The organism is Gillisia hiemivivida, assembly GCF_007997295.1.
GTDB lineage: Bacteria > Bacteroidota > Bacteroidia > Flavobacteriales > Flavobacteriaceae > Gillisia > Gillisia hiemivivida.
Genome location: NZ_VORY01000005.1, coordinates 1 through 15,103, shown reverse-complemented (window position 1 = coordinate 15,103; position 15,103 = coordinate 1). Strand labels below are relative to the sequence as shown.

Annotated in this window: 15 protein-coding genes and 3 pseudogenes; 16 read left to right on the top strand and 2 right to left on the bottom strand. The window is 33.7% G+C overall.

Translation table 11 applies throughout. The annotated features are described in order from the left end of the window. Positions 1 to 74: 74 nt before the first annotated feature. A complete protein-coding gene (locus tag ES724_RS06320) occupies positions 75 to 728 on the top strand; it encodes a Yip1 family protein (protein WP_146931082.1) in 654 nt (217 codons plus the stop codon). A 47-nt stretch (positions 729 to 775) separates the two neighbouring features. On the opposite strand, the gene ES724_RS06315 is transcribed toward ES724_RS06320, so the two are convergent. Further along, positions 776 to 1,738 carry a lipid A deacylase LpxR family protein gene (locus ES724_RS06315; protein ID WP_146931079.1) on the bottom strand — a complete coding sequence of 321 codons (963 nt, stop codon included), beginning with the start codon at positions 1,736 to 1,738 and terminating at the stop codon, positions 776 to 778. A gap of 305 nt (positions 1,739 to 2,043) precedes the next feature. On the opposite strand from ES724_RS06315, the gene ES724_RS06310 reads away from it, so the two are divergent. The 8 genes from ES724_RS06310 (at position 2,044) to ES724_RS06280 (ending at position 11,038) form a co-directional block, all read left to right on the top strand. Beyond that, positions 2,044 to 2,757, top strand: a complete 714-nt coding sequence (locus tag ES724_RS06310) for a hypothetical protein (protein ID WP_146931076.1) — start codon at positions 2,044 to 2,046, stop codon at positions 2,755 to 2,757. A 219-nt stretch (positions 2,758 to 2,976) separates the two neighbouring features. Further along, a complete protein-coding gene (locus ES724_RS06305; protein WP_170249854.1) occupies positions 2,977 to 5,502 on the top strand; it encodes a T9SS type B sorting domain-containing protein in 2,526 nt (841 codons plus the stop codon). A gap of 633 nt (positions 5,503 to 6,135) precedes the next feature. Further along, entirely contained in the window at positions 6,136 to 7,590 is a 1,455-nt protein-coding gene (locus ES724_RS06300) for an MltF family protein (RefSeq protein WP_146931070.1), read from the top strand. A 476-nt stretch (positions 7,591 to 8,066) separates the two neighbouring features. Then, complete coding sequence (locus ES724_RS06295) at positions 8,067 to 8,468, top strand: hypothetical protein (RefSeq protein WP_146931067.1); 402 nt, start codon at positions 8,067 to 8,069, stop codon at positions 8,466 to 8,468. Positions 8,469 to 8,512: 44 nt separating this feature from the next. After that, positions 8,513 to 8,668, top strand: coding sequence for a hypothetical protein (locus tag ES724_RS16460; protein WP_170249853.1), 156 nt, complete (start codon positions 8,513 to 8,515; stop codon positions 8,666 to 8,668). A 114-nt stretch (positions 8,669 to 8,782) separates the two neighbouring features. Further along, positions 8,783 to 9,226, top strand: a complete 444-nt coding sequence (locus ES724_RS06290) for a hypothetical protein (protein ID WP_146931064.1) — start codon at positions 8,783 to 8,785, stop codon at positions 9,224 to 9,226. Between the two features lie 665 nt (positions 9,227 to 9,891). Continuing rightward, entirely contained in the window at positions 9,892 to 10,299 is a 408-nt protein-coding gene (locus ES724_RS06285) for a hypothetical protein (RefSeq protein ID WP_146931061.1), read from the top strand. A gap of 277 nt (positions 10,300 to 10,576) precedes the next feature. Continuing rightward, the gene (locus ES724_RS06280) at positions 10,577 to 11,038 is read left to right on the top strand and encodes a hypothetical protein (RefSeq protein WP_146931058.1); all 462 of its coding nucleotides are present in this window, start codon (positions 10,577 to 10,579) and stop codon (positions 11,036 to 11,038) included. Between the two features lie 181 nt (positions 11,039 to 11,219). On the opposite strand, the gene ES724_RS06275 is transcribed toward ES724_RS06280, so the two are convergent. Next, on the bottom strand, positions 11,220 to 11,531 hold the full coding sequence (locus ES724_RS06275; RefSeq protein WP_146931055.1) for a hypothetical protein: 312 nt from the start codon (positions 11,529 to 11,531) through the stop codon (positions 11,220 to 11,222). 419 nt (positions 11,532 to 11,950) lie between these two features. On the opposite strand from ES724_RS06275, the gene ES724_RS06270 reads away from it, so the two are divergent. The 7 genes and pseudogenes from ES724_RS06270 to ES724_RS16715 form a co-directional block, all read left to right on the top strand. Next, positions 11,951 to 12,232, top strand: coding sequence for a DUF5996 family protein (locus ES724_RS06270; protein ID WP_317129753.1), 282 nt, complete (start codon positions 11,951 to 11,953; stop codon positions 12,230 to 12,232). 155 nt (positions 12,233 to 12,387) lie between these two features. Beyond that, positions 12,388 to 12,816 (top strand): annotated as a pseudogene (locus ES724_RS16720) (DUF5996 family protein); the annotation flags it as partial. Between the two features lie 39 nt (positions 12,817 to 12,855). Further along, positions 12,856 to 13,398, top strand: a complete 543-nt coding sequence (locus ES724_RS06260; protein WP_146931049.1) for a GNAT family N-acetyltransferase — start codon at positions 12,856 to 12,858, stop codon at positions 13,396 to 13,398. A gap of 146 nt (positions 13,399 to 13,544) precedes the next feature. Beyond that, positions 13,545 to 13,994: a GNAT family N-acetyltransferase gene (locus ES724_RS06255; RefSeq protein WP_146931047.1), complete on the top strand. Its 450-nt coding sequence runs from the start codon at positions 13,545 to 13,547 to the stop codon at positions 13,992 to 13,994. A 229-nt stretch (positions 13,995 to 14,223) separates the two neighbouring features. Continuing rightward, positions 14,224 to 14,400, top strand: coding sequence for a hypothetical protein (locus tag ES724_RS16455; protein WP_170249852.1), 177 nt, complete (start codon positions 14,224 to 14,226; stop codon positions 14,398 to 14,400). Between the two features lie 159 nt (positions 14,401 to 14,559). Then, positions 14,560 to 14,709: pseudogene (locus ES724_RS17000) on the top strand (transposase DNA-binding-containing protein); the annotation flags it as partial. Positions 14,710 to 14,856: 147 nt separating this feature from the next. Further along, a pseudogene (locus ES724_RS16715) lies at positions 14,857 to 15,103 on the top strand (hypothetical protein); the annotation flags it as partial.

Below are 15,103 nucleotides of genomic sequence, written 5' to 3'. Positions count from 1 at the left end.
GTTTTGATTTTTTTTATTTACTTTAGAGAAAATTTAAAAGATAATTCAAACTTTAACTTCAAACACTCAAAGATTTGGAAAACAATTATGAAACTATCACCAAAATAGATTCCTCTACGCTATGGAAGAATATAATGTTTCAACCCAAAGAAACTTTCAAGTATATTTTTGAACATATATCTAAGGAAAGTGTATTTATCTTTTTCGTTTTAGCGGGTATTGCAAAAGCCGTGGATAGATTACTGGATAAGGAACTTGTAAATAATCCTTTTGATGTTGGGCAATTAGCTATTAGAATTATATTAGGTGGTGCCTTAGGATGGATTTCCTATTATATAATTGCTTGGTTTTTGGAATTTGCTGGCGGGCTATTAAAAGGAAAAGCAACTTTGTCTCAATATAAAAGAGTACTCGCTTGGTCTTTAGTTCCAGTAATAATTTCATTATTTATATTGATACCACAATACTTCATTTATGGAGCTGGTTCTAATAATGCAGTTTGGGAAACCGGATTTTCCATGAGCAGCACAGGTCTGGTAATATTTACTGTTCTAACCTCTATCCTAGATTTATGGGCACTTGTAATTCTTGTAATAGGAGTAGCTTTTATTCAAAATTTCTCAATTGGCCGAGCTATATTAAATATTGTTTTACCCATTTTAGTAATTGGAGGAGCTTTATTAGGATTTATAGCTTTAATCGCGTTATTGAATGGTAAGGGTATTTAAAACTACTTGAGACTTTTAAAAAAAAAATTAGATCTGAAACCCGATACTTAAAATGTAAGCCCAATTCTAATTCCTCCCCATTTTGTTGGTGTTCCAGACTCAAATTCTCGGGTAAGTACCGTTCTGGAATATTCAAAATATAAAGTCTTTGTTTTTAAAACCAGACCATAGTTGAATTGCCCGGTAAAACGTTCTATCTCTTCGGAAGGAATTGTATACGGACTCGTTTTATTGAAAACTCCACCTCGCAGCGTAGCATCATAAGCTATTAGATTTCCTAAAATCTGAGAATACGCATAGAATTGAAATTTTTTCTTCTTATTTATTGCTGAAAATGGCGAGTTTATAAGCCCCACCGTAGTATTGAGTCCAACCGATGCGTTGGTGAGTAATGTACCTACTCGTGCTGTAGAATTTGTTTGCAGTGAGAAGTAATTTCCAGCTCGATAAAGTTGTTTTTCATAGCTGACTTCATAGTTAATTACAACATCGTTCTTGATCTGGTTTCGCCAACCTTGAGGAATAATATTTCCGGTGATCTTATGGATGCCAACCTGCATTTCCTTTCCAAAAGCACCTGGACCTATAAGTCCGATGTTAAGGGAAGAAAGTAATCTGGACTTAGCAATCGTATCAGTAGCGATCAGAAAACTTTTTAGCATAATAGCTGCGGCAAAGGGACGATCTCCAAACTGAATTTCCGGACTCCCAATAGTAGGTGGTGTAAAGCCGATATGCTCTACAGCTAAACCAAATTTAATTTCTGATTTTCTAGGTTTGTAGAAAAGGTAATTGGCAGGATTCTTTTTTAAAAATGGAGCAACTAATTCTAAGCTGTAGCCTTGGGTATAGTTCTCATCGGTGCCCGAGAAATAATCGTTATCGTAGTGGTATCTAAAATAGGAATCACTCTTTATATCCCGAAAAGATGCTAGATTATCTATTTTTTGACCTAGCGATAGGCTTGGTAATAAAAGGAAAAAGAAGAATGGGTAAAGAATTGACTTCATACTGGAATATACGAAAAGAGGAGGGAGGTGGTTTTGGATTGCTATATATTAATAGCCTTAACCGTGTTAATAACTGTTAATAATTACAGAACTAAACCATTGGTCTTAATGAATTTTAAAATGTAAGTTTGAAATTAAGAAATTCCAGATGCCGTACCTATTTAGATTTTCTCCTTTTTTATTGAAAGAATATTTTATCCTGAGATTTTTCAGGCTTGAAGTATTTATGAATAAGTATATAATACCTTGTTAGTAAGCATAATAATAATAATAATAATATCAAAACCTTTGAAATACTAACTTTTATGAAAAGTATTTTGTTGACATTTTTTTTCTTTTGTTTTACTATTTCTAATTTTGCCCAGAATGAAGCAAATATTTGGTATTTTGGGTATAATGGAGGTTTGGATTTTAATAGTGGTACTCCAGTTGTTTTATTAGACGGACAATTGTCGACTAATGAAGGTTGTGCTTCCATTTCAGATAGTGATGGGAATCTGTTGTTTTATACAGATGGAATTACTGTTTATAATAAGAATCATTCCATTATGCAAAATGGTACTGGCTTAAAGGGAGACTCTTCCAGTACTCATTCTGCTATTATAATACCAAAACCAGGGACAACAAACATTTATTATGTTTTCACCCTTGATTCGCTTCACCTTTATGGAGGTGGTGTCAACGGTTTGCAATTCTCAGAAGTTGATATGTCTTTAAATGGAGGTATTGGCGCAGTAATATCTAAGAATAAATTATTACACACACCTGTCAACGAAAAAGTAACTGCTATAAAAAGGCCCAATTCAGATGAGTACTGGGTTGTTGCTCACAAATATGATAGTAATGAATTTATTACATATAATGTTTCAGCTTCTGGAATTAGTAGTACTCCAATAGTTAGTTCCGTTGGATTTATTCGTAGTTTGAGAACTACTGGGCAAATAAAAATATCCCCAGATGGTACAAAGTTAGCGGTCGCTTGGACTGGGATTGGTGTTGAAGTTTTTAATTTTAATTAGTATTGTCCGGTAAAAAAAATTCTGGATTTCGGTGAGGCTAGAAGTAACGTGGATTAAGACTGTTTTCAATGTTTAGGAGCTTGCTATTGGAACACAGAATTATTTTTTCCTTTTTGAAAAATTCACGCAGATTAAAATATTGATTTTCAATTAGTTGAAATGAAGTCTTACATCTTGAATCTAGCAGCGCAGCGATCTTATATCTTTTGTCGGACGACAATGAATTTTAATATTAATACAGGAAAAGTTGTAAGTCTTATTACTGATCTAAATCCGCCAGGAAACCCATATGGAATTGAATTTTCTCCTAATAGTGATTTGTTATATGTTTCATATTACCCAGGGGTTAGTCAGTATAATTTATTGGCAGGTGCGCCAATTGATATTTACAATTCAGGTGTAGTATTACAATCTTCAACACGAGAGCCATATTCTTCTTTACAACTTGGTCCAGATGCTAAGATTTATGTTGCCAAATCTGGTAGATCGTATATAGATATTATAGAAAACCCTAATGTTTTAGGAATTGGCTGTAATTATAAATATAATGAAATGTATCTCGAAGGAAGAAAAAGTGGTTTAGGACTACCAACTTTTGTGTCTTCACTTTTTTATATTGAAGGAATAACTTTTGAGAATACTTGTTTTGGAGATACTACAAAATTTTTGCTTTCAGATGTTGTAGATTCAGCAGTTTGGGATTTTGATGACCTTTCTTCTGGAGTAAATAATAAATCTACAGATATAGAACCAACACATGTGTTTTCTAACCCAGGAACTTATGAAGTTAGTGTTACTCCAACAGTTGGTACAGATACTGCTATCGAAACTACGACTGTCACAATTTATGATCTTCCACAAATATCATCAATAGTTGAACTTAAACAATGTGATGATGATTTAGATGGGTTTAGTGCATTTAATCTAGATGAAGTTATTCCAGAAATAACAACTAATTCAGCAAATGAAACCATTTCTTTTTTTGAATCTCAAATAGATGCAGAAAACAATAATAATCCTATTACAAATAGAACAGTTTATACCAATCAAACTGTTAGCAAAGACATTGTTTGGGCAAGAGTAGAGAATAATAATGCTTGTTACAGAACAAGTCAGGTTAAATTGATTGTTACTACAACACAAATACCTAATACATTTACCAAAAACTTCTATGTATGTGATGATAATACTGATGGGATTTCACAATTTGATTTTAGTAGTATACATGCTGAAATAGAAGCTATGTTTCCTATAGGACAACAATTAATAATTAATTATTACAGAAATGAAGCCGATGCTTTAGCAGAAGAGAATCCAATTATGGATACTTCAAATCACAGAAATATCGGCTATCCAAATACGCAACAAGTATATATTAGAGTAGACGGGGGACTAGATAATGATTGTTTAGGTTTAGGAGCATATATAAATTTATATGTAGAGCCAATTCCAGTAGCAAATCCAGTTACTATTGATAGACAATGTGATGATGATCAAGATGGGGAATTCCCTTTTGATGTATCTCTTGTAGAATCAACTATTATTGGAGGGCAATCATTATCAAATGTTACGCTAACCTACTTAGATGAGAATAATAATCTTTTACAGAATCCTTTGCCGAACCCTTTTTTTACAACTAGTCAAGTTGTGACAGTCAGAGTAACTAATAATAATATAAGTGATGGAAGTTGCTTTGCTGAAACTGCTCTAGAATTTATTGTAGATAAACAACCTTTAGCTAATCATGTAGCAAATCAAATATCCTGCGATGATGGTGCCGATGATACCGATGGATTTCATGACTTTGATACTTCACAAATTGAGAGTGATGTTTTAAATGGACAAACAGGTATGGAAGTACATTATTATAGCGAATCAGATATAGAATTACCAAGTCCACTGCCAAATCCATTTGCTTCTGGAACACAAACTATTACAGTAGAAGTTATAAACCCAATGAACAGGTCTTGTATTGCTAAAACAGATATAGTGTTTATTGTCGACCCGTTGCCAGACTTTTCAATAGATACTCCACAGGTAGTTTGTTCTTCTGATCCAACATTTACAGTAGTTTTAGATCCAATTGAAACAAACCTTTTAGAGGTTTATGATTACGAGTGGGCATATCAAGACGGCACAATTTTATCTAATGCTCCAACTTTAACCGTTTTTACCCCAGGAACTTATTCAATTACATTAACTAAAACAGATGGATCAGGTTGCTCTAGGACAAGAGATATTTTTGTGAATACATCAGAAATGGCTCAAATTAATCAAAATGATATATCAGTGGTTGACAATTCTAATAATAATACTATAGCAATTAATACTTCAAGTCTTGGGCAAGGAGATTATGAATTTTCTTTAGATAGTGAGTTTTCAAATTATCAAGATATTCCATTTTTTGAAAATGTAAGTTCAGGTATTCATACACTATATGTTAGAGATAAAAAAGGCTGTGGTATTAGCCTTATTGATATCTCAGTTATAGGTTATCCCAAAGTTTTTACTCCCAATAATGATGGATACAATGATAGCTGGCAAATAGATGGAGTAGATAAATTACCAGAATCAAAAATATTAATTTATGATAGATATGGTAAATTATTAAAAGAACTAGCTTCACACAGTACGGGGTGGGATGGTACATTCAATGGAAATCTAATGCCTTCCAATGATTACTGGTTTATAGTTAATTTAAGTGATGGAAGAACCTTTAAAGGGCATTTTTCACTAATACGCTGATAAATAATTATCTAGTAATATTAAACGTGAAAAGCTACTTACCACTATCGGTTACAAGCAAATAGCTGGTATTCCAGTGGAAAGTGATGTTTTAGACACCATCTAATAAACTAACTACGCATACATGAGTAAATTCCTAAGCCCAACCTTTTGAGTTAACCAAAACCCAGACACCTTATCATTAAATATTCTGTTTCGGGACCAACCATTGAAAAGGATTCCACCTCCTCCACATAATTAGTAAATTAAACTTATAACAACATCGGTTAACAGCGAAAAGCACGCAATTGATTAAAAGTGATGGTTTAGATACCAAGTAACAAAAAACAAAGTCACCAATCCCGATAGCTTTTGGGACTCGTTCACACTTCACCTTACTTGAATTAACTAAAACCCTTAGAGCTTTATTTGCTTCATTTTCGGGCTTTTATTCAGCTAAAAATCGATGTTGGAACTAAAAAATACTAAATGTTTTTAATCTTAAAAAGCAGTAAAATCAGTCCGGTTTTTTAGGTGCAAATAACTAAAAAGTATAATTATCTGAAGCGATTTCGCTCTTCTAAAAAGTATCAGATATTTATTTTTTTAACAAATAATTGTATAGGTCATTCATTTCTTTGTATTTTGACCGTTATGAATGTAAAAACAAATGTCCTTTTTGTTGCTGTTTTAATAATTCTATCAAGCTGTTCTCAAAGCAATAAAAGTAATGCAAGCGTCGATCAGGCGCCCTTACCTTATAAAGTTTCTAAAGATTTAGAAGCCATAAAAGAAGACGGCGTTTTACATGCCATAACCATTTACAGTTCTACTAGCTATTTTTTATACAAAGGAATGCCAATGGGCTTTGAGTACGAGTTGTTATCGCGCTTGGCCAATAACTTAGGCTTAAAGCTAAAAATCACAATAGCTGAAGATATTGATGATCTCTTCGATATGTTGAACAATGGCGACGGTGATTTAATTGCCTTTGGTTTAACGATAACTAAGCCTAGAAAAAGCTTAGTAAGTTTTACAGAAAACCATTATGTAACACACCAGGCTTTAGTACAGCGAATGCCCGATAATTGGCGCTCGCTACCCGGCTATAAAATTGAAAAACAAGTAATTTCAAATACGCTAGAATTAATAAACGATACCGTGTGGGTTAGAGAGAACACATCCTATGCCCAAAGGCTTAAAAATTTGCAGGGTGAGATTGGTGCTGAAATTCCGATAGAACATATTGAAGGAAATATTCCTACAGATGAAATAATTAGAATGGTAGTGGATGGCGAAATTGATAGAACAATCGCTGATTATAATATTGCGGCTATCAATAAAACCTACTATCCTATACTCCATATTGATACCAGAATTTCGTTTTCTCAACGAATAGCCTGGGCGGTAAGGCAGAATTCTCCTGAATTACTTACGGCAATAAACAAGTGGATAACCAAAGAGAAGAAGTCAGACGATTACTATGTTATTTACAATAAGTACTTTAAAAACACAAAGTCTTATAAGGTTAGAGTCCAAAGCGACTTTTACAGCAAAAACGGCAATAAGATTAGTAAATACGACGATATTATTAAAGAAAATGCGTCTAAAATAGGATGGGATTGGCGTTTCCTTTGTTCTCAAGTGTATCAAGAATCAAGGTTTGAGCCTAAAGCAGAGTCCTGGGCAGGAGCAGGCGGACTGATACAATTGATGCCAGCTACGGCAAAAGAACTTGGCGTTAGCAACAGTTTCAATCCAGAACAAAATGTAAGTGGGGGCGTAGAGTATTTAGATAGAATGCGCGATAAGTTTGAAGCTGTAGAAGATTCAATCCAGAAAGTAAAATTCACTTTAGCTGCCTTTAACTGCGGAGCAGGACATGTTTTTGATGCTATGCGCTTGGCAGAAAAGAATGGCAAAGATCCCAATATATGGGACGATAATGTAGAAGAGTATATATTGAAATTGGCAGATAAGAAATACTACCTTGATGAAGTGGTTAGACATGGTTTTGTGAGGGGAACAGAACCATACAACTATGTAAGGGATATATTTCTGCGCTACGAACACTATAAACAATTTATAGAACAAGAAAACACGATCTAAAGGTATTCATCACTCGTTCAGTGGGGACTCGCTTCACCTATGAGATATTGATGGGTTTTAGGATATTGCCTTGTTTTTCCGGAAAGGTCGTCTAACAACGACTAAACCTTGTAAGTAATTTGGCCAAAATAATAAGGTGAAAGCCGTTGGGATTATTCTTGCTTTAGTCTGGAAAAGGGATGTCTCCAGTTTACTGGCAGACAGTTTGAGTGAGATTGGAGCGGCATTAGCTAAATCATCCCAAAATGGGTCTCAGACATATTCAAGGAGGATAAGGAAATCATTAAAAGAAGTCAGCCAGATTATACGTTTCAGGAAAATTATTAATTAGAAATTTTCTAACTTTAATTATTCTAATAGTCAAGATATAATCTTAATTAAGTGTGAGGCGGCGGAAATTTTCGGCTTATCTTTCCCTATTAGATGGAGTTTTTAGATTGAATAAGTGCAAATTTATATTTTAAGTAGTAGAATTTATGACTGATAAAACATTACGCAATGGATTTATAGCTGCGGGTCTCATGAATATTATCCCAGTTTTAGTACTATCAAGGTTTTTTACCAATGAGGTTATTCCCGAGACAGACCCTGCAGTAATGTCTAATTTCGGATTATTAATGATCATGGTTTGGGGTCTTGCTTACATTGCTTTAGCTGTTAATTATAGTAAAGCTAAATGGGTAGTAGGCGTATTTGTAGTGGAAAAGTTGATCTACGTGATAGCTTGGCTTATGTGGATCGTAAATAATGATGTGAGCAAGGTTTATAAAAAAGACCTATTTGCCGGATTGTTCTATTCGGTATATGGAATAAATGATCTTATCTTTTTCCTCTTCTTTCTGTTTGTGTTTTATAGGATACAATTTAAGTCCACATAGAGCTGGAAGCAGTTTTTGATCAATTTTTTAATCTCAAGCACAAAATGAATAAGCTATTAGTAATTGGCATTATAACCCTCCTTGCAGGAATTGCAGCACATTATCTTATAGATAAAGACACACATGGATTTTGGATAGGCGCCCTTATGGGCTCTGGCGGAGTTCTTATAATTACCGGAATATCTAAAAAGTTTAGCTAAAGCTATTGGCATAGATTTCTATCATTTTTCCTTATTTTTGCCGGCTTTACAGTTTGCCGGTCTCGCTTTAATAGGAGCATTATTCGGTTAGCTTCAATTTTTTCAATTACGTACATGGATAAGCTAAAAGAAACTACCACACCAACAGATAAGATCTATAAGGAAAGAGCCATTTGGGTAGGTTCCTTTTTGGGCGGGCCATTAATTGCCGGGTATTTTATAGCAGAGAATTATAAAGCCTTAAACGATCCTGAAAATGCAAAAGCCACCTGGACGTATACCATCCCGATAACTATTTTGATATTTTCTTTAGCCCTGATCATTCCAAAGTTTGAAAATTTCCCATCCTTATTAATTCCGCTTACTTATAGCATGGGCGCATATCTATTTTCAAAATACTACCAAGGTCCCGGAATGGAGGCTCATCTCGAATCTGGGGGTGAAGAGTTTGGATGGGGACGGATAATATGGATTTCTATACTTGGATTAGTATTAACTTTTATAATGATGTTTCTATTTGTTTTTATTATAGATGGACTAGGGATATTACCTGCTTAATTATCTTGATTATCTAAATTTTCCGCTATTATTTTAATTTAAAGTGTTTTGTATTCTAGTGTTTGAGTTTTTAAAATACCCCAATTGGATCTCATATTCTAGGAGGATAAAGTGAACATAAAAAGAAGTCAACCAGATTATAAACTTCAAGGATATTAGAAGAGCTATCTTTTTTATCAATTTAATAGGCAAAATAAGTTCTAAGTCTAACAAAGAATCAACAAGTATTTAATTATAGGCTATAGGCTATTGTAAATCACCTCTAGACTTTGTGCTTATTATTAAGTTAGACCCTTATGTGAAATGACTCCAATAAAGAAATTAATAGATGAAACAAAAATGGATATTTTTGTAACAATATCAGTAAATACTTACCAATAGAGCGGGTGTTTTTCTCATAATAATTAAACATAATTATGAATTATTTTTTCTTCATTGTCTTCGCATTTGCAGCTTATACAAGTATAAAAAATGCTAAATCAATAAGAGCTAGAAAATTATTTATAGGCATGTATGCCTCGATATTTAGTATTGGGTCTATTTATTTTTTTGGCAAAGCCATGGGAGAAGCATTATACTACTTTAACCATTAATAGATAAATTTCTTACTTAATAATATCCTTAGCATAAGAAATCCTAAAGAACTCATATTTTAAAACAAAAAAATGAACGAAAAACTATTGCCTAATTCTTTGAGAAAAATTGTGCTCGCCATTCTGCTATTTTTAATTATTGGGCTCGTTTTTTCTGATCCTATAGCAGACTATATTAATCTAGAGGTTATCAGACTAAATTGGATTTTAAAAGACTTCATACTGCTATCATTAATTGTTTTCGTTTTTTCTAAAGAGAAAATTGAAACTCCACGAATACAAAAAATAAGAGCTAAAAAATTAATTGAATCTTTGGGTTTTGGAGTAGTTGTAGTAATTTTTGACTCCTTATCGGCTATATTTTATTCAGGGGATTCGTTCGAGATGAAGAGTAGTTATGAGTTCTTGATCTTGATATTCTCATATTATTTATTAAGCTTTTATATCAGTAAGAACATTAAAGAAGTTGCAAAAGCATAGCCCATATTGAGGGTTTAATTCCCCTTCCCCATAGCTTTCGAAATGTCTTCTATTTGAAAAAGTATTTATGGTAAATCCTACGCGCCAAAAGGATAAACTGGCAAATTTTTTTTGCTGTAGTTTTAAGATCCACAATGATTTAGAAATAGATTTCAATTCTTTTCACAAAAAGTGTGAATTTAGCAGTAACAAAAATTAAAACTAACGTCTTATATAATTAAAGCAGTAATAAGTTCCCTACAATTTATTTGCAAGTACAGTGATAAAATTTTAGAGCATGGAACTAGAAGGCTTAAAGATCCGCAGTTTTTCTGAAAAGAAAGAGGCGTTAAATAAGGATTATTCATCGCTTGAACAACTTGTTCAAGAATTACAAAATAGAGAGCTACCTCCCGAAGTAGTCGTGGAATTAAACGAGGAAATATTTCGTCTAAACGCTGTTTCAGATCATGATCTTAAATTAAATTTCTATGTTAGGCTGGTTAAAAAGAAGGTCTTAAAAACACTTCATAACGATCTAGAGATCGTACCTAAGAACTATTATCGCAATTTGTGGTCGGCTCTTGGAATGTCTGTATTTGGACTTCCATTGGGTATCATACTCTCTGCAATCCTAGATAATACAGCGTCTATAGCAATAGGGCTTCCTATTGGCTTAGCAATAGGTCTTGCTGTTGGTACAGAAATGGATAAAAGATCACTAGAAAACAACAAGCAATTAGAACTTGAAATAAATTAATCTAGCTTTGTTATCCATTTAATAGTTTAAATCATTTTTATAATTGGTCTAGTTTTATCTCCTATATTCATTTCCAACAAGAGTTTCCAATTGATAAAACAGAAATGGTTTTTTACTGCTTTGGTAATTTCCTATAGATTTATGTCTTTTTGAGAAGTATCAAAAATAATTCTTTAAACTATTACTTCTTTTTTTGATTCGCAGCGTCATCTCGTTCTAAGTTATCTTTAGAATCACCACCTTGGCTAAAGAGTTTGTTTTCCTCGTCATTAATACCTCCGGGTCCGTTTCCTTTTTTTGCTCGATTACGTCCAGGAACATCTAGATCTTCACCAGCAAAATCTACTTTTCTTTTTCTGTCTTTCAATTCCTGGTCATCGCCTCCATCGCCGTGGATGTTGTCTTGGTTAAGAACGTCCTTATCGTGCTCGGTAATTTCTGGATTGTATTTTAAATTTTCTTTCTTTTCTGAGTTTTTGTCTTTTGCTTTCATATCGTTTTCCGCTGTGCGGTATTTTATGGGTTCATTAATTTTTTTCTATATTAAAATTATAGTAAAATTTAAACATAATTTATCTGCTTAACGAATATTAACAGCCACCTTAACCTTTTTTGATTTTTCAGATTATAAAAGGCAATGCATAGGAATTGCTATAAACAATTGCCCAGTTTCACACTATTATAATTATTCTTCAGCATTTATGATGACTAAAGAATAGAAACGCTAAGAGGTAGATAATACATCACTCAATAGGTTTCTTATCCTCGATTATTTCAATTTTTACTGATTTAATCCCTCATTGAGGGTTTAATTCCCCAAGGCCTGCCCCGAATTTTTAAAAGTATTTTCCTCCATAACCATCGGGACATACCTCGTGGGCCTGCCACGAGGTTCTTGATTTCTAGTTTTTTATTATATCCATAAAACTGGCGACTTTTGTAACAAGTAAAGGAGAAAATAGGTCTTTCAGTTTAAAGAATATGTCCGTTGTTAATTGTTGGAAAAATGTAGCAGAATTTTTGAAGGAATTTGGGATCGAGGAGAAAATGAATAGGACTCCTAATAAAATGGTAGATCCCATCCCATTCGATAAAGATGAAAAGCATAACGAATCTCATTCTGTACATGCTTCTAATTGGTATACCGTGTTGTTAAATGTAGATGAGGTTTTTAATCCCTCATTGAGGGTTTAACCCGCCTGACCGGCTGGGCAGGTTCCCCGAGGCCTGCCCGAAAAGAATTTCATTCAGGCGGGCTTGCCTCGAATTTTTAAAAGTATTTTCCTCCCGAACCATCGGGACATACCTCGTGGGCCTGCCCCGAGGTTTTTAATTAGTTTCGTGCAGAATTTATTGGAAAATCAAGTCCTGTATATTTCTTTTGGCGCTGTTTTGATCTAGCTGTTTCCCGTTTTTCTGGGAAGGAGACCCCTAAACATCCTGCAGGAATTCCTAATTTACCAGATGGGGATAACCATAAAGCATACTCTCATGAAGTAAGCACTAGCGGAATTTGGCCTGGAAATGAAATGTTGCCATTTGCCGCTATCTATAATAATATATATCCAGAACCAAAAGGTTTTAATAGCGCACATATAAGACCTAAGAGCGGTTATTATTTTAAAGATATGGGAGAATTTATTTTGCCTTATAAAGACGTCCAACAATCTGAAGATCTATCTAAAATGTTACTAGCTTTTTTACATAGCACCTATACTAACGCTGCAGAACTTGCGAATTGGAATATAAAGGTCTTAGAAAAACAAGTTGTGATTTAAACTATATATTTTCGATCTTTAGCTGATTAAAATATCTATATGAATCGAGACTTAACCTACCAAACTGAGCGGTTAGTACTCAGACAAACCACTTTGGATGATTCTGCTTTTATTTTCGAATTATTGAATACTCCAAAATGGAGCAAATTTATTGGAGATAGAAATATTAGTAATATACAAGATGCTGAAACCTATATTAACAATGATATATTACCCGTGATCAAGAAAAATGGCTATTGTAATTTTACAGTATCAAGAAAATCTGATAATATAAAGATTGGTTGTTGCGGATTGTATGATAGGGAAGGGGTGGAAGGTATAGATATAGGATTCGCATTTTTACCTGAATATGAAAAGCTAGGTTATGCGTTTGAAAGTGCTTTTAAAATTAAAGAGATCGCTTTATTGGAGTTTAAGTTGGAAAGGCTTTGTGCTATAACAAATAGGATGAATCTGGGTTTACAAAAATTACTCGAAAAACTGGATTTTAAGTATTTAGAAGAAATTAGCCTGCCAAATAGCAAGGAGCCCTTATTGCTTTATAAATGGAAAGCGAATTGGTATGAAGAAGCTATTATTTAAATGTATGCTTGTATTACTAATGGCCAATTTGGCTAGTCCTAGTAAAATACCTTGCATTTTGCATGATATCTCTGGAGAAATTTTTAAAGATGAAAATTTACCGGAAGAGAATTAGATAAAAGTATTTTTGAGCTTAAGATCAAATTATGATAGAATTAAAAAGAACCAACTCAGAGAATGTAGACTTTAATTTCCTGAATAAAATGCTCGATAAAGAACTGGTGATAAGAGATGGAGATGAGCATGCGTTTTTTGCTCAATTCAATAAAATTGATACTATAAATCATGTAATTGTTGCTTATGATGGTGAGGAACCACTTGGTTGTGGAGCTTTTAAGAAGTATGATGAAGAGACCCTAGAAATAAAACGAATGTTTGTGTTGCCCGAAGGAAGAGGAAAGAAGATAGCGAGTAACATGTTAGCCGAGTTGGAGCAATGGTCAAAGGAGCTAGGTTACAAAAAATGTATCTTAGAAACGGGAACAACTTTTAAAGAGGCTGTCGGGCTATATCTTAAAAATGGATATGAGATCTCTAAAAATTACGGCCAGTACGCAGAAGTAAAAAGCAGTGTTTGTTTTTGTAAAACTCTTTAAATAATTAAATGTATTTTTTTTGTCAAAATAAATAAACTAATTTTAAATTTCCATTCACGAATGCCCTTCCTTCGAGATTATTTTTTAAAAGATGAATTTATGGAATTCGCTTTTGTTTAATATTTTGAGGTCTCCCTAAGAATAAATTGTTCCCTAAGATTTATTAAGTGATCTAATAGTATTAATTAAAGGTTTAACCAACCCCTTTATTTATATTATTTAATTGATTATGAAAAAGTTTCACAAGAATAAACTTCGAATTTTTATTGGCTTGTGTATAGGCTGCATATTTGGATTATGCATAGGATATGTTTTAGGAGATGTAATTGGTGTTCCAGTATTAGGAATTATTACAGGTGTTAGTTCTGGAGCTATTGGTGGTAGCTTAATGGCGATGTTCGTTTAATCCCTCATTGAGGGTTCAATTCCCCGAGGCCTGCCCGAAAAGAATTTCATTCAGGCGGGCTTGCCTCGAATTTTTAAAAGAATTTCCTCCCGAACCATCCTATCGTGTGGACACAATTTTTTAATATTTTAGCTGACTAATAATAGTTTTGCTAATAAAATGAAAAGGGGATTCACAGACCTAGAGGATAAACGTTTAGTTTATAGAGGCAATAAGATTTTATCGGATTTATTCAGTAAGAGCGTCCATTCAATCCGTCAGATTAGCAGGAATGAATCAGAGGCAAAAGCGGTTTACCGTTTTTTGCAGAACGACAGGGTCAGTGAAAAAGATATTATAGAAAATCTGATTCATAATTGCCGGACGGCATGTGCCGGCAGATTCGTTGTCTGTATCCAAGATACCACAGAAATCAACTTAAGCAGCCATGGTAAAAGGATCAATAAAGATAGCTTTGTGGGCACTACCAATGCAAAGGGCTCCCAAGGATTGGGATTCTTTATTCATCCAAGTTTGGTCTTGGATGCCGTGACTGGTACCCCCTACGGCTATTCTGATATTAAAGTTTGGAACAGGCCCTTAGAGTTCAAATCAAAGCATGAAAGACAGTACGGTAAACTGCCCATAGAAGAAAAAGAATCCTATAAATGGATAGAGGTGTCCAAAAACACACAGGCCTCACTACGGGACGTGGTAGAGGGAA

Bases quoted from the DNA above. Each gene is read 5' to 3' on its own strand.
- ES724_RS06315 (WP_146931079.1), bottom strand. From the start codon at position 1,738: ATGAAGTCAATTCTTTACCCATTCTTCTTTTTCCTTTTATTACCAAGC.
- ES724_RS06310 (WP_146931076.1), top strand. From the start codon at position 2,044: ATGAAAAGTATTTTGTTGACATTTTTTTTCTTTTGTTTTACTATTTCT.
- ES724_RS06305 (WP_170249854.1), top strand. From the start codon at position 2,977: ATGAATTTTAATATTAATACAGGAAAAGTTGTAAGTCTTATTACTGAT.
- ES724_RS06300 (WP_146931070.1), top strand. From the start codon at position 6,136: ATGAATGTAAAAACAAATGTCCTTTTTGTTGCTGTTTTAATAATTCTA.
- ES724_RS06295 (WP_146931067.1), top strand. From the start codon at position 8,067: ATGACTGATAAAACATTACGCAATGGATTTATAGCTGCGGGTCTCATG.
- ES724_RS16460 (WP_170249853.1), top strand. From the start codon at position 8,513: ATGAATAAGCTATTAGTAATTGGCATTATAACCCTCCTTGCAGGAATT.
- ES724_RS06290 (WP_146931064.1), top strand. From the start codon at position 8,783: ATGGATAAGCTAAAAGAAACTACCACACCAACAGATAAGATCTATAAG.
- ES724_RS06285 (WP_146931061.1), top strand. From the start codon at position 9,892: ATGAACGAAAAACTATTGCCTAATTCTTTGAGAAAAATTGTGCTCGCC.
- ES724_RS06280 (WP_146931058.1), top strand. From the start codon at position 10,577: ATGGAACTAGAAGGCTTAAAGATCCGCAGTTTTTCTGAAAAGAAAGAG.
- ES724_RS06275 (WP_146931055.1), bottom strand. From the start codon at position 11,531: ATGAAAGCAAAAGACAAAAACTCAGAAAAGAAAGAAAATTTAAAATAC.
- ES724_RS06260 (WP_146931049.1), top strand. From the start codon at position 12,856: ATGAATCGAGACTTAACCTACCAAACTGAGCGGTTAGTACTCAGACAA.
- ES724_RS06255 (WP_146931047.1), top strand. From the start codon at position 13,545: ATGATAGAATTAAAAAGAACCAACTCAGAGAATGTAGACTTTAATTTC.
- ES724_RS16455 (WP_170249852.1), top strand. From the start codon at position 14,224: ATGAAAAAGTTTCACAAGAATAAACTTCGAATTTTTATTGGCTTGTGT.